Source organism: Streptomyces sp. Root1304, assembly GCF_001426405.1.
Lineage (GTDB): Bacteria > Actinomycetota > Actinomycetes > Streptomycetales > Streptomycetaceae > Streptomyces.
In genome coordinates this window covers 777,726-796,084 of the sequence record NZ_LMEP01000001.1, presented here as the reverse complement: position 1 = coordinate 796,084, position 18,359 = coordinate 777,726, and the positions used below count along the sequence as shown (strand labels likewise).

General features: G+C 75.3%; 16 protein-coding genes. 7 read left to right on the top strand and 9 right to left on the bottom strand.

Annotated features, from left to right (window positions below):
• The first annotated feature begins 65 nt into the window (after positions 1-65).
• A complete protein-coding gene (locus tag ASD33_RS03620) occupies positions 66-260 on the top strand; it encodes a hypothetical protein (RefSeq protein WP_056552980.1) in 195 nt (64 codons plus the stop codon).
• Positions 261-552: 292 nt separating this feature from the next.
• Positions 553-933: a hypothetical protein gene (locus ASD33_RS03610; protein WP_056552973.1), complete on the top strand. Its 381-nt coding sequence runs from the start codon at positions 553-555 to the stop codon at positions 931-933.
• Between the two features lie 12 nt (positions 934-945).
• Here ASD33_RS03610 and ASD33_RS03605 read toward each other — a convergent pair whose 3' ends face one another.
• Positions 946-3,573 (bottom strand): helicase C-terminal domain-containing protein, encoded by a 2,628-nt coding sequence (locus tag ASD33_RS03605; RefSeq protein WP_056552970.1) that lies wholly within the window; start codon positions 3,571-3,573, stop codon positions 946-948.
• Between the two features lie 72 nt (positions 3,574-3,645).
• On the opposite strand from ASD33_RS03605, the gene ASD33_RS03600 reads away from it, so the two are divergent.
• Positions 3,646-4,839, top strand: a complete 1,194-nt coding sequence (locus ASD33_RS03600) for a hypothetical protein (protein ID WP_056552967.1) — start codon at positions 3,646-3,648, stop codon at positions 4,837-4,839.
• Positions 4,840-4,945: 106 nt separating this feature from the next.
• Here ASD33_RS03600 and ASD33_RS03595 read toward each other — a convergent pair whose 3' ends face one another.
• The 3 genes from ASD33_RS03595 to ASD33_RS03585 all read right to left on the bottom strand — a co-directional run bounded on the left by ASD33_RS03595 (position 4,946) and on the right by ASD33_RS03585 (position 7,877).
• The gene (locus ASD33_RS03595; RefSeq protein ID WP_056552964.1) at positions 4,946-5,767 is read right to left on the bottom strand and encodes an ABC transporter ATP-binding protein; all 822 of its coding nucleotides are present in this window, start codon (positions 5,765-5,767) and stop codon (positions 4,946-4,948) included.
• The gene (locus tag ASD33_RS03590; protein ID WP_056553842.1) at positions 5,764-6,792 is read right to left on the bottom strand and encodes an iron chelate uptake ABC transporter family permease subunit; all 1,029 of its coding nucleotides are present in this window, start codon (positions 6,790-6,792) and stop codon (positions 5,764-5,766) included. The genes ASD33_RS03595 and ASD33_RS03590 overlap by 4 nt, the downstream gene beginning before the upstream one ends.
• A gap of 80 nt (positions 6,793-6,872) precedes the next feature.
• Positions 6,873-7,877 (bottom strand): iron chelate uptake ABC transporter family permease subunit, encoded by a 1,005-nt coding sequence (locus ASD33_RS03585; protein WP_056552961.1) that lies wholly within the window; start codon positions 7,875-7,877, stop codon positions 6,873-6,875.
• A 196-nt stretch (positions 7,878-8,073) separates the two neighbouring features.
• On the opposite strand from ASD33_RS03585, the gene ASD33_RS03580 reads away from it, so the two are divergent.
• The gene (locus ASD33_RS03580; RefSeq protein WP_242426847.1) at positions 8,074-8,748 is read left to right on the top strand and encodes an HAD family hydrolase; all 675 of its coding nucleotides are present in this window, start codon (positions 8,074-8,076) and stop codon (positions 8,746-8,748) included.
• On the opposite strand, the gene ASD33_RS03575 is transcribed toward ASD33_RS03580, so the two are convergent.
• Positions 8,736-9,014, bottom strand: a complete 279-nt coding sequence (locus tag ASD33_RS03575) for a hypothetical protein (protein ID WP_056552957.1) — start codon at positions 9,012-9,014, stop codon at positions 8,736-8,738. The genes ASD33_RS03580 and ASD33_RS03575 overlap by 13 nt on opposite strands.
• A gap of 134 nt (positions 9,015-9,148) precedes the next feature.
• On the opposite strand from ASD33_RS03575, the gene ASD33_RS36720 reads away from it, so the two are divergent.
• Positions 9,149-9,532: a cold-shock protein gene (locus ASD33_RS36720; RefSeq protein WP_030322122.1), complete on the top strand. Its 384-nt coding sequence runs from the start codon at positions 9,149-9,151 to the stop codon at positions 9,530-9,532.
• A 6-nt stretch (positions 9,533-9,538) separates the two neighbouring features.
• On the opposite strand, the gene ASD33_RS03565 is transcribed toward ASD33_RS36720, so the two are convergent.
• The 4 genes from ASD33_RS03565 to ASD33_RS03550 all read right to left on the bottom strand — a co-directional run bounded on the left by ASD33_RS03565 (position 9,539) and on the right by ASD33_RS03550 (position 13,256).
• A complete protein-coding gene (locus ASD33_RS03565) occupies positions 9,539-10,393 on the bottom strand; it encodes a 1,4-dihydroxy-6-naphthoate synthase (RefSeq protein WP_056552954.1) in 855 nt (284 codons plus the stop codon).
• The gene (locus ASD33_RS03560; protein ID WP_056552952.1) at positions 10,390-11,238 is read right to left on the bottom strand and encodes a futalosine hydrolase; all 849 of its coding nucleotides are present in this window, start codon (positions 11,236-11,238) and stop codon (positions 10,390-10,392) included. The genes ASD33_RS03565 and ASD33_RS03560 overlap by 4 nt, the downstream gene beginning before the upstream one ends.
• 7 nt (positions 11,239-11,245) lie before the next feature.
• A complete protein-coding gene (locus ASD33_RS03555; protein WP_056552949.1) occupies positions 11,246-11,725 on the bottom strand; it encodes a hypothetical protein in 480 nt (159 codons plus the stop codon).
• Between the two features lie 151 nt (positions 11,726-11,876).
• Positions 11,877-13,256: an MFS transporter gene (locus tag ASD33_RS03550; RefSeq protein ID WP_056552946.1), complete on the bottom strand. Its 1,380-nt coding sequence runs from the start codon at positions 13,254-13,256 to the stop codon at positions 11,877-11,879.
• A 481-nt stretch (positions 13,257-13,737) separates the two neighbouring features.
• Here ASD33_RS03550 and ASD33_RS03545 point away from each other — a divergent pair, with 481 nt between their 5' ends.
• Positions 13,738-14,667: a DUF3027 domain-containing protein gene (locus ASD33_RS03545; protein WP_056552942.1), complete on the top strand. Its 930-nt coding sequence runs from the start codon at positions 13,738-13,740 to the stop codon at positions 14,665-14,667.
• Between the two features lie 548 nt (positions 14,668-15,215).
• Positions 15,216-18,359, top strand: a complete 3,144-nt coding sequence (locus tag ASD33_RS03540; RefSeq protein WP_056552939.1) for a hypothetical protein — start codon at positions 15,216-15,218, stop codon at positions 18,357-18,359.

The window sequence follows — 18,359 nt, the reverse complement described above, 5'->3', positions numbered from 1 at the left end:
GGACGTCCCAAAGTGGGGAACGTACGAGGTTCCTCCGTCCTGATGACCGGCGCGACGATCCCGTCATGACCGAACCCGCGCGCTACAGCGCCCCGCCGATCGAACTTCCCCTGGACCTCGGGCGCGAACCGGCGCCCGTCGAGGGATGCGCGGGACGTGTCGAACTCGCCGCCGTGCGGAGCCGTGCTCGAGCGGTCGGCGACTGGACGACCGTCACCGACTGCAACGTCTTCATGCGCCGCCACCCCGAGGGCCACTGATGGTCACCCCGGCGGACATCGGCGCACCGGTCCGGGACGCTGCCGGGCGGGTCGGCATCCTGCGCGACGTGATTCCGGACTACGAGGACCCCGCCGAGCTTCCCGGCCGACGCCGGAGGCGGCCCATGGCGTTCCTGCGGGCTGCGGGCGGCGGCCCGGAATGGCTGGTTGCCCCGGAACGCGTCAGTCGCCGAGAGGGCGTCGGGGCGTCCGCCGGGTGTGAGTACCGGATCCGTGCCGGTTGAGTACGTGTGCGGTGGGGCGGGCGGCAGGGCTCGGGTGGGATGGGGGCATGACGAACAGCCTCCGGCCTTCCGCCTCCGGCGCCCCCGCCCCGACCGCCGCCGCCTCCGGCCCCGGCGACGAAGCCGACCCCCGCTGGTGGGTGCCGCCGCTCGCGGCGACCCTGCTCTCGCCTCTCCTGTCGCTGATGGCCGTGGCGGCGATGGACATGCTCACCGCCCTCCCCGTCCTCTTGATCAGCGGTTTCCTGCTGCCCTTCGCCGCCGTCGTGCCGAGCTGGTGCCTTGCCCGGACACGGCGGCGCCGTCAGGCCCGGATCAACCTCGCGGTCGTGGCGTGCGGCCTGGCGGCGGGATACCCGGGGCTGCTCATCGGTGTCGGCTCGACGGTCTTCTTCGTCATGCTCCTGACCGGGAACGTCCACTCCTGACCCGGACCGCCCTCACACCTGGTCGTCCGCCAGTTCCGCCACCCCCGTGATCCGGTGCAGCGGGTACGTGCGGACCTCGTCCGCCGTGTGGTCGTAGCCCGTCACGAAGCCGCCCTCCACGCGGACCGGGGCGATCACCCGCTGGCTCGCCGCGCCCTCCGCGTTCACGTAGCCGATCCAGACCGCCGAGCCCGTCATCGCCGCCGCCTGCACCGTCGCCAGCGTCTCCGCCGCCGAGGTGCGCGGCAGCGCGCCCGCCGCCGTGGGGGCCGCCGCCGGTTCCTTCCGTACCGCCGTCGCCGCCCGGTCGCCCGCCCGGATCGCCCGTACCGCCGCGCCCAGCAGCGTCGCGTCCGGGGCCGGCGGGCCGTCCGGGACCGGCACCGGGGCCGTCCGCGCGCCCGTCCGGTACGCGTCCGCCCTGGTGATCAGCACATCGCCCGCCGCCGACTCCGCCGCCGGCGCGTACCCCATCGACCGCAGCCCGTCGAGCAGCGACGCCGGGTCCGTCTGCGCCGCGAGCACCGTCGGCGCCAGCCTCCGCAGCCCCAGCGCCGCCGAACGCCGGTCGGCCAGGATCTCCCCGAGGACCGTGTCGTCGTCGCATCGGACGTACGCCGACGCCGCCCCCACCCGCAGATGCCCGTGCCGTCGCGCCACGTCGTCGATCAGATACGCGAGTGGCTGCGGCACCGGCGTACGGGAATGCGCCTTCAGGAACTCGTGCAGGTCGGACGCCGTCCGCCCCGAGTCGAGCGCCCGGCGCACCGACCCCGGCGTGAACCGGTAGACCGTCGCGCCACCCTTCGACTCCACGTCCGCGAGCACCGCGAGCGCGTCCGCCAGCGGCCGCCGCAACGGCCCCGGCGCCACCGCCGTCAGGTCCGCCTGGAGGAGCACGTGGTCGACCGCCTCCGGCAGCAGCGGCGCGAGCAGCGTCGCCGCCCGCCCGGCCGCCACCGACAGCTCGACCCCGCCCCCCGGCTCGGCGTCCGACGCCGCCTCCGCCAGCGGCAGGTTCAGCAGCGCCCGCGCGGGCCCCGACAGGGCGCCCCGCCCCGTGAGCCCCAGCAGCTCCGCCTCGGCCAGCGTCCAGCGGGCGAGCCGCGACCGCAGATCACCGGGCGCCGGCGGCGGTACGGCGGAACCACCGGCCCCGACGCCACCCGTCCCGACCGCACCGGCCCCGACAGGTCCCGCTCCCGCCCCCGCGACCTGCTCCGGCGCCCGGCCGCCCTGCCCCGCGCCCCGCAGCGGCCGCTCCCACCGGAGCCGCGCGAACAGCGACTCCGGGTCCGCCGCCGACCCCGGCGGCAGCGTCGCCAGCAGCCCCAGCACCCGGTGCCGGACCTCCGGCGCCGGCGCCCGGTCCAGCTCCGGCCCGAGCGCCGACAGCGCCCGCCCCTTCGCGTCCTGCCCGCCGACCAGCCCCGCCGTCCGCGTCGCCGTCAGCCACGGCGCCACCAGCAGCGACCAGCGCTCCGCCGGCGGCAGGTCCAGCCAGTCGTCGTACGCCGGCGTCGGCGCGTACCGCTCGTCCGCCTCCCCGTCCGAGGCCAGCAGCCCCGCCGCGTAACAGAGCTCCAGCCAGAACGCGGCCGTCTCCTCCGTGACGTCGAGCGCCGCCGCCGTCCGCCGCAGATCCCGCACCGAAAGACCGCCCGCCCGCAGCACCTGCGGCCCGCCCCGGTCCCAGGACTTCAGCAGCTCCTCGACCGTCGCGAGCGCCAGCTGCGCCTGCCCGGCCGCCGCACTGTCCACAACCTGTGGGCGGTACTCGCGCTGCACCCCCAGCTCCGGCGCCAGCGGCTCCGGCGCCCGGTGCGCCCGACCGCCCCGCAGATGCAGCGCCACCTCACGCGGCAGCACCATCGTCCGCGCCGACACCGGCAGCAGCAGCCCCCGGTCCCGCAGCCACTGCACCGGCCGCGCCGGCTTCGCCGTCACCTCGCCGTACGGCGGACCCCACACCAGCCGGTCCAGGACCGCCAGCGCGTCCGGCGGCGCCGTGTCGAGCAGCTCGCTCATCCGGACCCGGTCCGTGAACAACTCCGTCAGCACCCGCACCGCCGACACCGGATCGTGCGTCGCCGAGAGCCCCGCCGCCGCGATGATCTCCTGCACCCGGCCCGGCGACATCCCCGACGTCGCCTCCGCCACCGTCGGCCCGAGCCCCGTCGGCGACGGATGCTGCGCCGACGGCGCCAGCAGCTCCCGCGCCGTCCGCACCAGCCGCAGCCGGTCGTCCTCGCCCCACACGAGCGCCTGCTCGCGCAGCAACGCCACCGCGCCCGGCAGCGCCGCCTCGATCGTCGCGTCCCCCTCGTCGCCGGTGAGCAGCGCCAGGAGTACGGGGTACGGGGCCGGGTCCGGCGCCACCGCCAGCGCCTCCGCCGTCTGGAGGGCGAACCGGTCGAGCCGCTCCAGCGCCCGCACCACCGAACCCCGCGTCCCGGCGCGCGTCGCCAGCTGCGTCAGATCGTTCGGCACGGGCCCCAGCAGGTCGGGCCGGGCCCGCAACAGCGCGGCGAGCCCCTCGTCGCCCCGCGCGCGCAGCGCCTCGGCGAGTGTGCGGGGCGCCGCGGCGGCACCAGTTACCTCGGGCACGTGCGCCTCCCGGTCGAGCTCACCGATCCCCATCCGGACCACGTTAGCCGCTGCGCAGGCGCTAACGTCGGGCCGTACCGGGCGAACCGGCCGTGGAGGGGCACCGTGGGGATCGAGAGCGACCAGTTGGTCTACGACTATCTGAGCCGGGTCGGCGATCTGGCACAGCAACGCCAGCTGCCCGCGAGCGAACGGATGCGGCTGGTGTCGACCCTCCGCAACGAGATCGACCGCCGCCGCGCCACCTTCGGCGAGGAGAGCCCGACGGCGATACGGGGCATCCTCGGCGCCCTGGGAACACCGGACGAGGTGGTGGAACGCGCGGAGGGACCGGGCGCGTCGCGGGAGGCGGAGGACGCCCCGCCCCGGGGCACGTCGCGGAAGGCCGGGGTGCCGCAACCGCGGAAGGAGGGGCGCCGGGGGAGGACGCCGGGGTGGCTGCCGGGCAGCAGGAGGAGCGGGGAGGGGACGGGACCAGGGGCGGGCTCGGGCTCGGGGTCGGGGTCGGGATCGGGGTCGGGCTCGGAGGCGAGCGGTTTCACGTCCGCGTCGGGCAAGACCGCGTCGGGCAAGTCCGCGCCCGGGAAGCCCCCGTCGTCCGGCAGGTCACTCTTCGGGAAGTCCAGGCCGGGCAGCCGCACCGCCGCCGACGCCCCCCACACGCCCGACAACAGCGGTGGCGGCGGCGACGCTGACGGCGGCGATCTCCTCGACGACACCTCGGACTGGTGGCAGCAGGAGGACCCGACGGACGGCCTCCCGGGGTTCGTCGGCGGGGTGGAGCACCCCGATCTCTTCGTGGAGCCGCTGCCCGAGGAGGAGGACGAGGAGGCGGAGGACGAGGAGCCCGTACCGGGGAAGCGCCGCCGCCTGGCCCGTATCCTCCGCCGCCGCGGGACCGCGGACGCCCCCGAGGCGGAGTCCGACGCGGAGTACGACGCGGCCCCCGTGTCCCGTCTGCGCTTCGGGAGCCCCTTCGTGCTGCTCGCGGCGCTGCTGCTGCTGGGCGGGGCGCTGTTCGGTTCGCTGGTGCCGCTGGCGGCGGGCTGGCTGCTCGCGTACGCGTCGCGGCGGCTGACGCCGGGCGAGGCGAAGACGGCCGTGCTGGTGATCCCGGGCGTGGCGGCGGCGTCGGGCGCGCTGTGGCTGTGGGGCAGGGTGGGCGGACGCTGGGGCGCCCCGGTGGCCCCGGGCGGCGAGGCGATGGGCGCGGCGCTCGCGGAGACATGGCCGTGGACCCTACGGGCCGCGGCGGTGGCCTCGGCCTTGTTCCTCTTGTGGCGAGCCCGCCGCAGCTGACGCGGCGGGCGCCGACGTAGCGGTGCGGGGCCCTGCGCCGTGGGGCTACGCCGCCACCGGCCGACGCCCGGGCAGTATCGGCCGCCCCGCCCCCATCAGCCGCCCGTCAGCCCTCGGCCCCCACCGTCTCCACCCGCTCCGCCACCCCCCACGGCGCCCCCGGTACCACCAGCGGTGACCCCGTCACGGGGTCCGGGACCACCACCGACTCCAGGCCGAAGACGTCCCTGACCAGGGTCTCCGTCACGACCTCCGACGGCGGGCCCTCCGCCACCACCCGGCCCGCCTTCATCGCGACCAGGTGGTCCGCGTACCGCGCCGCCTGGTTCAGGTCGTGGAGGACGAGGACGACCGTGCGGCCCCGCAGCCGGTTGAGGCGGCGGACCAGGTCGAGGACCTCGACCTGGTGGGAGATGTCCAGGTAGGTGGTGGGCTCGTCGAGGAGGAGCAGGTCCGTCTCCTGCGCGAGGGCCATCGCGATCCACACCCGCTGCCGCTGCCCGCCCGACAGCGCGTCCACGGACCGGTCGGCGAGCGCGGCGACGTCCGTGCGTTCCATCGCGTCGGCGACGGCCCGCTCGTCCTCCTCCGACCACTGCTTCCACCAGGCCTGGTGCGGCTGCCGGCCCCGGGAGACCAGGTCGGCGACGGTGATCGCCTCGGGCGCGACCGGCGTCTGCGGCAGCAGCCCCACCGCGCGGGCGATCCGCTTGGTGGGCAGCTTCGCCAGCGACTCCCCGTCGAGCAGCACGGCCCCGCCCGCCGGCCTGAGGAGCCGCCCGAGCGCCCGGAGCGTGGTGGACTTGCCGCAGGCGTTGGGACCGACGATCACGGTCACCTTGCCGTCGGGGATCGCGAGGTCCAGCTCGTGGACGACGGTCCGGTCCTCGTAGGCGAGCGTCAGCTCGCGCGCGGTCAGCCTGCTCACGCCTTGCCTCCAGCGGATCCTGCGGTACGGCTCCGGACGATGAGCCAGATCAGATACGGGGCGCCGACCGCCGCCGTGAGGACTCCCACCGGCAGTTCGACGGGGGAGAAGAGCCGCCTGCCGAGCAGGTCGGCGAGGACCACGATCACCGCACCGGTCAGCGCCGAGCACAGCAGCGGGACCTGCGCGGTCCTGGTCATCCGGCGGGCGATCTGCGGCGCGAGCAGCGCGACGAAGTCCACCGGACCCGCGACGCCCGTCGCCACCGACGCGAGCACCACGCCCACGGCGACGAGTCCGAGCCGGACCGGCCCGAGCCGCACGCCGAGCGCGGTCGCCGTGTCGTCGTCGAGCGACACGGTCCGCTGCGCGCGGGCCGCCCACAGCACGGCGGGCAGCATGAGGAGCAGCGTCCAGCGGAGGGGCGCGGACTCGTCCCAGCCGCGCCCGTTCAGCGAGCCCGTCATCCAGATCTGCGCCTGCTGGGCGACGAGGTAGTCGCCCTTGGTCATGAACAGGGTGGTGAGGGACCGCAGCGCGATGGCGAAGCCGATGCCGATGAGGACGAAGCGGGTCGCGTGCAGCCCGCCGCGCCAGGCGAACGCGTACACGAGCGCCGCCGCGAGGACACCGCCGGCGATCGAGAGGTACGGCAGGACGGTGTACGAGCCGAGGCCGAAGGTCATCGCGGCGACGGTCACGGCCCCGGCGCCCTGGCTGATGCCGATGATGTCGGGGGAGGCGAGCGGATTGCGGGCGACGGTCTGGATGAGGGCGCCCGCGACGCCGAACGCCGCACCGACGGCCAGCGCGACGACGAGCCGCGGCACGCGCAGCTCCTCCACGACGAACGCGGCCGGCGACGACTGCCCGAACAGGATCCGGACGACCTCGGAGGGGCCGACGAACCGCTCGCCGACACAGAGGTACGCGACGGAGGACACCGCCAGGAGCAGCAGCAGCCCCCCGGCGACGAGCGCGGAACGCCGGTGGACGAGGAAGGACACACCCCGGGCACGGACGATCCCGTACCCGGCGGGCCGCGCGCCGGCGGTCGTACGCGCGCCCGTGGCCGTACCTGTGTCGGTGGTCGTACGAGACGTACTCACGCCGGCACCGCCTTCCGGCGTACGAGGGTCACCAGGAACGGCACCCCGATCAGCGCCGTCATCACCCCGGCGGGCACCTCGCCCGGCGGGAACACGATCCGTCCGGCGACGTCCGCCACGAGCAGCATCACCGGGCCGACGATCGCGGCCATCGGCAGCACCCACCGGTGGTCGGAGCCGACGATCGCCCGCGCGATGTGCGGCACGGCGAGGCCGACGAAGGCGACCGGCCCGGCGGCGGCGACGGCCGCGCCGGTGAGGACGGTCGCCCCGATCCCGCCGACGATCCGCACCGTCGCGACCCGCTGACCGAGCCCCTTGGCGACGTCCTCGCCGAGCGCGAGCGCGTCGAGCCCGCGGGCCACGGAGACCACGAGGACCGCGCCGAGCAGCAGGAAGGGCCAGATCTGGCCGACGATCTGCGCGTCGCGCCCGTCGAGCGAGCCGATCTGCCAGAACCGGAACTCGTCGAGCGCCGAGGCCCGGGTGGTGAGGATGCCGGTGGTGACGGAGAGCAGCAGCGCGTTGATCGCGGCCCCGCCGAGCGCCAGCTTCACAGGCGTCGCCCCGCCGCGTCCGCTGGAGGCGACGGCGTGCACGGCGACCGCCGCGAGGGCGGCGCCGGCGAAGGCGAACCACACGTACCCGGTGAGGGTGTGCACGCCGAAGAAGGAGATGGCGAGGACGACGCCGACGGAGGAGCCCTGGCTGATGCCGAGGATGCCGGGGTCGGCGATCGGGTTGCGGGTGATGCCCTGGAGCGCGGTGCCGGCGAGCGCGAGCGCGGCGCCGACCATCAGCCCGATGAGGGTGCGGGGGACGCGGAGCTGCCGTACGACCTCGGCGTCGGGGCTCGTACCGCCGTGCAGCAGGGCGTCGAACACCGTGGCAGGGGCGATGGCGCGGGCGCCGACGGCGAGGCTGAGGAGAACGGCGAGGAGCAGGGCGACGAGAGCCGCCGAGGTCGCGAGGACCCGTCTGGTACGGAAAGCGGCTGGCATCAGGACCCATCGGGTGGTGCGGGGGAGCGGGCGGTGCGACGAGCAGGTTTGGTAAGGCTTAGCTCAGTGTAAGCAGCACCCAACGGCGACCAACCGGGCCGGAGGTCCCTCGAAGGACCGAGCCCGCCGCCCTCCGGTCCCCGAGGTGGTCCCCCGACGGCCCCCCGGGGCGACCCCGGAGAATGGCCCCATGACGATGACCCCCGACGCCACCCCTGCCTCAGCCCCTACGCCCACCCCCACCCCCACCCCCACCCCCACCCCGCCCCCGCTCACCGTCGGCTTCGACCTCGACCTGACGCTGATCGACACCCGCCCCGGTATCAAGGCCGCCTGGGAGGCCTTCTCGGCCGAGTACGGCGTCCCCGTCGACGCCGACCTCGTCGTCAGCCGCCTCGGTCCGCCGCTGGAGCACGAGATGGCGCACTGGGTCCCCGAGGAGCAGGTCACGGAGATGGTGGCCCGCTACCGGGCGCTCTACCCGGCGTACGCGATCGAGCCCTCGCACCCGATGCCGGGCGCCCGGGACGCCATAGCCGCGGTCCGCGAGGCGGGCGGCCGCACGATCGTCGTCACCGCGAAGAACGGCCCGCACGCCGAGCTGCACCTCGCGCACCTCGGCATCGAGCCGGACGCGGTCGTCGGCAGCCTGTGGGCCGAGGGCAAGGCGGAGGCCCTGCGCGCGCACGGCGCGCAGGTGTACGTGGGCGACCACATCGGCGACGTCCGGGGCGCCGCGACGGCGGGCGCCTACTCGGTGGCCGTCGCGACCGGCCCCTGCCCCGCCGAGGAGCTGACGGAGGCCGGCGCGGACGTGGTCCTGACGGACCTGACGGACTTCCGTCCCTGGTGGGAGAGCTACCTGGCCTGAACCGGTGCGGTCGCGCCGGCCCGCGCCTGGCGCCGCTGGGCCGCGATCGAGCGCAGCACACCGGCCGCGGCGACGGCGAAGCCGACGCCCATCAGCATGGAGACGGTGTAGGCGACGGTGGGGAACGGGTCCGTGCCCAGGAACAGCGGAGCCACGGTGACCAGCGTCGCCACCGCGCCGATCGCGAAGAGGACGACACCGGCCTTGACGAGACCGTCACCCGGAGCGCTGTCGTTCACCGGTGCGGCGGGGGTTTCACTAAGCATCGAGCCAGGGTAGTTCCCTGGCCACAGGAACACATCGGCGACGTCTTGTCACCGGCCTCCGGACCATTAGCCTGGTGCCGGCGGGCCGGTCGGCCCGCTGTGTGCCATCCCCATCGACGAGGACGAGGACGGACGTGCCTACCGGCAAGGTCAAATGGTTCAACAGCGAGAAGGGCTTCGGCTTTCTCTCCCGTGACGACGGCGGCGACGTCTTCGTCCACTCGTCGGTGCTCCCTGCCGGAGTCGACGCACTGAAGCCGGGCCAGCGGGTCGAGTTCGGAGTCGTCGCGGGTCAACGCGGCGACCAGGCGCTGTCCGTCACGATCCTCGACCCCACCCCGTCCGTCGCGGCGGCGCAGCGCCGCAAGCCCGACGAACTGGCGTCCATCGTGCAGGACCTGACGACGCTCCTGGAGAACATCACGCCGATGCTGGAGCGCGGCCGCTACCCCGACAAGACGCAGGGCGCCAAGATCGCGGGCCTGCTGCGCGCGGTCGCGGACCAGCTGGACGTGTAGGCCCCCTCAGGGGAAGGCGAGCGCGTCCGGGCCGAGGGGCGGTACGAGTCCCTCGGCCGCGGCGCGGGTGAGCAGCCCGCGGACCGCCGCGTAACCGTGCTCGCCGAGGTCGGCCGTGAACTCGTTCACGTACAGCCCGATGTGCTGGTCGGCCACCTTCGGGTCCATCTCCTGCGCGTGCTCCAGGACGTACGGGCGGGAGGCCTCCGGGTCGTCCCAGGCCATCCGCACCGACGTCCGGGCCGCGTCGGCGAGCCGCCGCAGGGTCTCCTCGCCGAGGGACCGGCGGGCGACGATCGCGCCCAGCGGGATCGGCAGCCCGGTCGTGGACTCCCAGTGCTCGCCCATGTCGGCGAGGCAGTGCAGCCCGTAGCTCCCGTAGGTGAAGCGGGCCTCGTGGATGACGAGCCCGGCGTCGACCTTGCCGTCGCGCACGGCGGGCATGATCTCGTGGAACGGCATCACGACGACGTTCCCGACCCCGCCGGGCACCTGCTCGGCCGCCCAGAGCCGGAACAGCAGGTACGCGGTCGAGCGTTCGCTCGGCACCGCCACCGTCTTCCCGGCCAGATCGGCACCGGTGCCGGCCTCCCGGGTCAGGACGAGCGGGCCGCAGCCCCGGCCGAGGGCGCCGCCGCAGGGCAGCAGCGCGTACTCGTCGAGGATCCAGGGCAGCACCGCGTACGACACCTTCAGGACGTCGTGGCCGTCGGCGCCGCTCTCCGCCCAGCCGTTGGTGATGTCGATGTCGGCGAAGGTGACGTCGAGGCGCGGCGCGCCGGGGACACGGCCGTGGGCCCAGGCGTCGAAGACGAAGGTGTCGTTCGGGCAGGGCGAGTAGGCGATCTTCAGCTTGCTCACGACGGCTCCAGCTCCACGAAGACGGTGCTGCTCAACAGCTCGAAAGTGTGCCGGAGCGCGGTCAGGGCCTCGCCGATGCGCCAGGCGGCGCGGTCGCGGGGGCCGACGGCGTTCGACACGGCCCGGATCTCGACGACCGGCAGGCCGTACGCGGCGGCGGCCTCGGCGACGCCGAAGCCCTCCATCGCCTCGGCGGCGGCTCCGGGATGCCGCTCCGCCAGTGCGGCGGCGCGGGCGGCGGTGCCGGTGACGGTGGAGACGGTGAGGACGGGCGCGACGGCGTACGGCGTGCCGCCCGCGTCCAGGGCGGCGGCGACACGGCCGGTCAGCGCGTCCGGCACGGGGTGGACGGACCGCCCGAAGCCGAGCTCGTCGACCGCGAGGTACCCGTCGGGGGTCTCCGCGCCGAGGTCGGCGGCGACGAGCGCCGAGGACACGACGACGGACCCGAGGGGCGCGAGGGGCTGGAACCCGCCGGCGATCCCGGCGGAGACGACGAGGTCGTAGGGCCGGGCGTCAGGAGCGGGGTGGCATCCCGTACGGGATGCCGGGCCGGTCCGGGCGCGGGTGTCCGTATCGGAGCCCGTCCCGGTCAGCGAGGCGTACGCCAGCGCCGTCCCGGTCGAGGCGGCGACGGCGGCGGGGCCGACCCCGCCGACGAGCACGTCGATCCGTACGGCCCCGGTGCCGCCCGTGTGGCGGCGCAGGACGAGGCCGCCCGGCAGCGGCAGCGGCTCGGGGCCGCCGAGGCCGGGGGAGAGGGCGAGGCCCGCGGAGACGGAGTCCGCCTCCGCCGCCACGGCCGTCACGATCAGGATCCGGTGGATCCGATGGTCGGGGACCACCGGAGGATCAGGATTCCTTCTTCAGCTGGAAGTGCCAGATGCCGGTCAGCTTCTTGCCGGTGTTCTCGACGATGGTCACCTGCGTCTGGCTGGTGGGCTCGCCGGACTGGCTGGAGAAGAAGGCGCTGGCCGGAATGGTCCGGTACGTCTTCTTGTAGGGCTCGGGCTCGGCCTGCTGGCCGCCGAGGAAGATGGTCCAGCCGTTGTCCGCGACTTCGGGGTCGACCCCGAAGCGGATCTTGTCGTCCATCGCGACGGTGATGGACTTCTCGGCCTTCTTGTTGAGGCACTGCTGGATCTGCGACTCCTTGATGGCGTCGCCGTCGTTGTAGCAGGCGGCCTCGGAGTGGACCGAGTCGGTCCCGACCGTCAGGGTCGCGATCGGAGTCGGCTTGTCGCAGGCGGAGAGTACGAGGAGCCCGGCGGAGACGGCCCCGAGGGCGACGGCGGCCCGGCGGCGCGAGCCGGTGAAGAACGCAACGGTCATGAGCCGAAGGCTATCGGGCCGCCGCGCCCGCGCCACGCGGGGGTACGGCGTGCCGTCTTCCGGCACCGGATGGCGGCACCCGGGGCGTCGCCCCTGAGGCCGCTCGGGGGTCGGCCACGGGGCCATCGGGAGCCGGCCCCTGATGCCCCTCCTACCCCACCCGCGCCTTCGTCCGCCCCTTGGGGCCCGGCCTGCGGCGGGCCTCCGCCAGCAGGCCGCGCACCGCGAGCAGCGCGCCCACCGCCAGGATCGCCGCCGCCACCGCCATGCCCAGGGTGCCGTTCAGCGGCAGCGCGATGCCGATCCCCCCGCCCACCACCCACGCCATCTGCAGCGCCGTCTCGGACCGTGCGAACGCCGACGTCCGTACGACCTCCGGCACGTCCCGCTGGATCAGCGCGTCCAGGGACAGCTTCGACAGTGCCTGGGTGAGCCCCGCGACCGCGCCGAGCACGGCCACCATCACCCCGCCGAAGAACACCGCCGTCACGATCGCCGTACCGCAGACCACGCTGATCATGGTGGCGATGATCACCTCGGGCCCGTGCCCCCGGTCGCGGAGCAGCGAGCCCATCGCCGTACCGCACGCGTTGCCGACGCCCGCCGCCACGCCGACGATCCCCAGCGACACGGCGGCGCTCTGCCCCGACAGGGGGTGCTCGCGCAGCAGGAACGCCAGGAAGAAGATCAGGAAACCCGACAGCATGCGCTGCGCCGCGTTCGCCTCCAGGCCGTGCAGGACCGAGGGCCCCACTGTCCGCAGGCTCGGCTTCCGCTCACCGTGCGTCAGCAGGTGCGCCCGCCGTTCGCCCTTCGCCGAGTCCACCTTGTGCGGCATCCGCAGCGCCCAGAACGTCCCGAGCAGGAACAGCGCGCACGCCCCGTACAGCGGATACCGGGGCCCCAGCATCTGGAGCCCCGCCCCGACGGGCGCGGCTATCCCCGTCGCGAGCAGCCCGGCGAGGGTCACCCGGGAGTTCGCCTTCACCAGGGAGAAGCCCGGTGGCAGCAGCCGGGGCACGACCGCGCTGCGGACCACCCCGTACGCCTTCGAGGCCACCAGGACCCCCAGCGCCGCCGGGTACAGCTCGAGACCACCCGTCGCCACGGCCCCCGACATCATGATCGCCAGGACCGCGCGGGTCAGCATCGCGCCGGCCATCGCGGCCCGCCGCCCGTGCGGGATGCGGTCCAGGAGCGGACCGATCACCGGGGCGAGGAGCGTGAAGGGGGCCATCGTGACGGCGAGGTAGAGGGCGACCCGCCCACGGGCCTCGTCCGTCGGCACGGAGAAGAACACCGTGGAGGCCAGCGCGACGGTGATCATGACGTCGCCGGCGCCGTTCACGGCGTGCAGCTCGATCAGTTTCCCGAGCCCCGACTCGCCCGCGCCGTGCGCGTGGGTCGCCTTGCGGATTCCCTTCGCCGTCCCCGTGAAGGGCAGGTGCAGGGCGCGACCGACCCTCCGGCCCGCTCGGCGGAGCGGTCCGGCATGATCTTCGGATCGTGCGGGGGACCGTGCGGCTGCCACTCCGTCATAGTGCCCCACCGGCGCGCCCGGCGAACCGTGGCGCGGCGGTGAAGGCCCTCACGGACCGCGACCGGATCCCTTCCCGGAGGCCGGGAGACCGCTTCCCCGACCGCCTTCCCATCACCGGAAGCCCGCCTCCCGACCGCCGGAAGCCCGCCTCCCGACCGCCTCTCACCCCCTTCCCGACCGCCTTCCAGCCCCTTCCCGGCGTCCGTGATGCGGGCCACTTGGGGCGGGCATGTGGGCTGAGGCCCGCGAACGGGGTAGCGTGCGTAGCGCGTCACCGGCGGAAGCTCTCGGCCGCGCGCCTCTTCGGCATCCCGCAGAATGGATGGCGATAGGTGTGCCCGAGACACGCGAGACAAGTCGGGTGCGCGGACGTCGATGCGGCCCACAGGTCCGCTCCGCCCGCCGCCCGTGGCTTCGCTCCCGCCCCTCGGCCGGCGCACCCGTGAGACGGCGTAGGAGAGAAGCGAGACCTGTGAGTGCTGCGACGACGCGAAGCGGTACCCCGCGTACCCCGCGAGCCACGCGTATCCCCGACCGCCTGTGTGCCGAGGCCGTAGACCTCGCGCGGGAGGCCGCCGAGGAGGCGGCCGCCCCCGGGATCGTCGGCGCCCACGTCGAGGTGGTCGCCGAGGGTGACCGCGTCGTCACCCACTACTTCGAGTCCAAGGAACCCGGCTACCGGGGCTGGCGCTGGGCGGTGACGGTCACCCGCGCCTCCCGCGCCAAGAACGTCACGCTTGACGAAACCGTCCTGCTGCCCGGCTCCGACGCCCTCCTCGCCCCCGAGTGGGTGCCGTGGAGCGAGCGGCTACGGCCCGGCGACATGGGTCCCGGGGACCTGCTGCCCACCGAGCAGGACGACCTGCGTCTGGAGCCCGGCTACACCGGCGAGGACGCGCCCCCGCCGAACTCCGTGGTCTCGGAGGAGCTGGCCGACCACCTGGACACGGAGGACGCGGAGATCGTCACCCGCGTGCCCTCGCGCGGTGCGATCGCGGCGGTGGCCGAGGAGCTCGGCATGCGCCGGGCCCGGGTCCTCTCCCGGTACGGGCTCCACACGGCGACGGACCGCTGGGACGAGGCGTTCGGCGCGAAGACGCCGATGGCGCTCGCCGCGCCCGCGACGTGCGAGTCCTGCGCGTTCCTGGTGCCGCTCGCGGGCTCCCTGAAGCAGGCCTTCGGTGTCTGCGCGAACGAGTTCTCCCCGGCGGACGGCCGGGTCGTCTCCCTCGCGTACGGCTGCGGGGGCCACTCCGAGGCCGCCGTCATGCCGAAGCCCCCGCGCCCGGCGCCCCCGGTCCTCGACTCGATGGGCGCGGACGAGTTCCCCCTCCGCCCGGCGAAGGACTCCGGCTCGACGACGGAACCGGACGACGCGTCGGAGGACCTGGGGCACTCGTAGGGGGGACACCGGACCGGGCCGGGAGGCCCGCCAACGGCACGGCACGGGGCCGCACCACATGCGGCCCATGCCGATGCGAGCCTCGCGCCGAATTGCGTGCGCTGCACCGTGCGGACCCCAGGCCCGCGCGGGCCGACACCGCACCGCGTGGGCCGGGACCTCCACCGCTTGGGCCCGCATCCGCGCCCGTGCGGGCCCCCGCCGTGTGGGTAATCGTCCCGCTTGGGGGTCCCCCCTGGACGAAGTCCTTGGGGGAGGGACGGGTGGGCACACGGGACATCGTCCCCTGCCGGGCCCAGGCCCCCACGCCTGAACGCCCAGTCACCGGCACATGCACCCCCAGGCGCCCGCGCCCAACGCACCCGCCCGCCCGAAGGCCCAACGCACCCACACGCCCCCGGCCCCCCCCCCGCGCCCCGTCAAGGCCACCGCCCCCGGCACGGTACCTTCGGCCCCCGGGCCCAAAGGCCCACCCCGGACCCCCAAGGTCCACCCCCGGACCCCAAGGTCCACCCCCGGGCCCCCAAGGCCCGCCCCGCCCCCGCAGAGTGGAGTCAGACGTGAGCGTCAGCGTCCGGACGACGACCGACGGAACCGATCCCTTCGGCACCGCCCGGCTGCGGCGGGGAGTGCTCGACGCCTGGGGCGCCTCCCCCGCCCGCTTCCGCGAGGACGCCAACGCCGAGGAGGACCTCGCCCTCGGCGGCTACCGCGACCGCCTCGTCGTCGAACTCGCCCAGAACGCCGCCGACGCCGCCCACCGCGCCGGCGTCACCGGCCGCCTCCGCCTCACCCTGCACCCCGCCGACCACGAGGGCCCGGCGATCCTCGCCGCCGCCAACACCGGCGCCCCCCTGGACGCGACGGGCGCCGAATCGCTGTCGACGCTCCGGGCCTCCGCCAAGCGCGAGCAGACCGACGGCGCCGTCGGCCGCTTCGGCGTCGGCTTCGCCGCCGTCCTCGCCGTCACCGACGAGCCCGCCGTCCTCGGCCGCCACGGCGGCGTCCGCTGGTCCCTCGCGGAGGCCCGCGAACTCGCCGCCGGGGCCGCCGCGCACAGCCCCGGCCTCGGCGACGAACTGCGCCGCCGCGACGGTCACGTACCGCTGCTGCGGCTGCCGCTGCCCGCCGAGGGCACCGCCCCCGACGGCTACGACACCGTCGTCGTCCTCCCGCTGCGCGACACCGCCGCCCTCGACCTCGCCGAACGGCTCCTCGCCTCCGTCGACGACGCCCTCCTCCTCACCCTGCCCGGGCTCGCGGAGATCGTCGTGGAGACGGCCGAGGGCGTACGGACGCTCCGCCGCTCCGAGGACGACGGCTACGTACGGATCGACGACTCCGCCACCGGTACCCACCGCTGGCGGACCGTCTCCCACGGCGGCCCGCTCGACGCCGGACTCCTCAAGGACCGCCCGGTCGAGGAGCGCCTCCGCCCGCACTGGTCGGTCACCTGGGCCGTACCCGTGGACGGGGAGGGCGCCCCGCGCTTCCCGCGTACGACCCCGGTCGTGCACGCCCCCACCCCCACCGACGAACCCCTCGGCATCCCCGCGCTGCTCATCGCGTCCCTGCCGCTGGACACCGCGCGCCGGCACCCGGCGCCCGGCCCGCTGACGGACTTCCTCGTGCAGCGCGCCGCCGACGCGTACGCCGAACTCCTCGCCGAGTGGCAGCCGGTGACGACCGCGACGCTCGACCTCGTCCCCGGCCCGCTCGGCAAGGGTCCGCTCGACGGGGCGCTCCGCGAGGCGATCCTGGACCGGCTGCCGAGGGTCGCGTTCCTCGCGCCCGCCGCGCCCACCGAGGAACTCCCCGCCCTCCGCCCGATCGAGGCCGAGGTCGCGGAGGGCGCGGGCGCGGACACCGTGGAGGTCCTGGCGGAGGTCTTCCCGACGCTCCTCCCGGCGGGCCTGGAGCGGCGCCCCGAGCTGCGCACCCTGGGGGTCGGCAGGGTCCCCCTGACGGAGGCCGTGGACCGTCTCGCCGGGGTCGACCGGGCCCCGACCTGGTGGTGGCGCCTGTACGACTCCCTCGCGGGTGTCGACCCGGACCGGCTGTCCGGTCTGCCGGTGCCGCTGGCGGACGCGGAGGAGGACGGCCGCACCCGTACGGCCGTCGGCCCCCGCCAGGTCCTCCTGCCGCAGGACCGGACCCCCGCCGAGCTGACCCGGCTGGGCCTGAAGGTCGCGCACCCGGAGGCGGCGCACCCGCTCCTGGAGAAGCTGGGCGCCCTGCCGGCCACGCCCCGCGCGGTCCTGACGACCCCGCAGGTGCGGGCGGCGGTCGCGGGCTCCCTCGACGCGGGCGAGATCTGGGACGAGGACGCGGACGCGCTGGACGCGGACGAACTCGTCGACACGGTCCTCGCGCTCGTACGGGACGCGGAGCTCGACCCGGGCGACGAGCCGTGGCTCGGCGCCCTCGCCCTCCCCGACGAGGACGGCGAACTCGCCCCGGCGGGCGAGCTGGTGATGCCGGGCTCGGCCTTCGCCGCCGTGATGCGGGAGGACGAACTCGCTTACGTGGAAGCCGAACTGGCCGCCCGCTGGGGCGAACAGCCCCTCGCGGCCTGCGGGGTGCTGGCCACCTTCGCACTGGTACGGGCGACCGATCTGCTCCTCGACCCGGACGAGGTCGAACCGCGCGAGGGCGACTACCCGGAGCCCGACGACGCGGGGCTCCTCGACGCGGTCGACGTGTGGTGCGAGGACGTCCTCGACCGGCTGCCGGAGTCGCCGGTGCCGCCGGTGGCGACGGAGATCGTGGCCGTACGGGACCTGGACCTGGTCGACGACGACGCCTGGCCGCAGGCGCTGGCGCTGCTGGCGCAGCCGCCCCTGAGGGACGCCCTGACCCAGCCCGTACGGGTGCTGCTGCCGGACGGGACGACGGAGACGGTCCGCTCGTACACGGCGTGGTGGCTGCGGGACCACCCGGTCCTGGACGGCCGCCGCCCGGCGGGCCTCCGCGCGGCGGGCGGCGACCCGCTCCTGACCGGGCTGTACGACCCCGCCGACGCGACCGGCTTCGAGGACGAGCAGGTCCTGAGGGCGCTGGGCGTCCGCACGACGGTCACGGCGCTCCTGGACGAACCGGGAGGGGCGGCGGAGCTGCTTGGCCGCCTGGCGGATCCGTCCCGCGAGGTGACGGCGCCGCAACTGCACGCCCTGTACACGGCGCTGGCGGACCTGGACCCGGACCAGGTGACGCTCCCGGACGACCTGAGGGCGGTCGTGGACGGCGCCGTCGTGGTGGTCGACGCGGCGGAGGCCCTGGTGGCGGACGCCCCGGACCTCCTGCCGCTCGCGGGCGGCCTGCCGCTGCTGCCGGTGTCGCCGTCGAGGGCGGCGGACCTGGCGGAACTGTTCCAGGTGCGGTGCCTGAGCGAGACGGTCGAGGCGGAGGTCACGACGACGGGCGAGGAGCACGAGGTGCCGGAGCCGGTGCGTACGCTGCTGGGCGCGGCGACCCCGTCGACGTACGTCGAGCACGAGGAACTGAGGGCGGCGGGCACGGAACTCGACTGGCGCCGCACCCCGGACGGGGTGGTCCACGCGTCCACCCTGGAAGGCGTGGCGGCGGGCCTGGCCTGGGCCTCGGGCCAATGGCCCCGCCGCTTCGAGGTGGCGGCCCTCCTGGAGGACCCGTCCCGCACGGCGGAACTGGCGCGGGACCGCTGGTTCGACTGA

Excerpts from the sequence above, each read along its gene's own strand:
- ASD33_RS03605 (WP_056552970.1), bottom strand. The coding sequence starts at position 3,573 with ATGGGGATCGGTGAGCTCGACCGGGAGGCGCACGTGCCCGAGGTAACT.
- ASD33_RS03555 (WP_056552949.1), bottom strand. The coding sequence starts at position 11,725 with ATGACCGTTGCGTTCTTCACCGGCTCGCGCCGCCGGGCCGCCGTCGCC.
- ASD33_RS03580 (WP_242426847.1), top strand. The coding sequence starts at position 8,074 with ATGACCCCCGACGCCACCCCTGCCTCAGCCCCTACGCCCACCCCCACC.
- ASD33_RS03620 (WP_056552980.1), top strand. The coding sequence starts at position 66 with ATGACCGAACCCGCGCGCTACAGCGCCCCGCCGATCGAACTTCCCCTG.
- ASD33_RS03610 (WP_056552973.1), top strand. The coding sequence starts at position 553 with ATGACGAACAGCCTCCGGCCTTCCGCCTCCGGCGCCCCCGCCCCGACC.
- ASD33_RS03585 (WP_056552961.1), bottom strand. The coding sequence starts at position 7,877 with ATGCCAGCCGCTTTCCGTACCAGACGGGTCCTCGCGACCTCGGCGGCT.
- ASD33_RS03575 (WP_056552957.1), bottom strand. The coding sequence starts at position 9,014 with ATGCTTAGTGAAACCCCCGCCGCACCGGTGAACGACAGCGCTCCGGGT.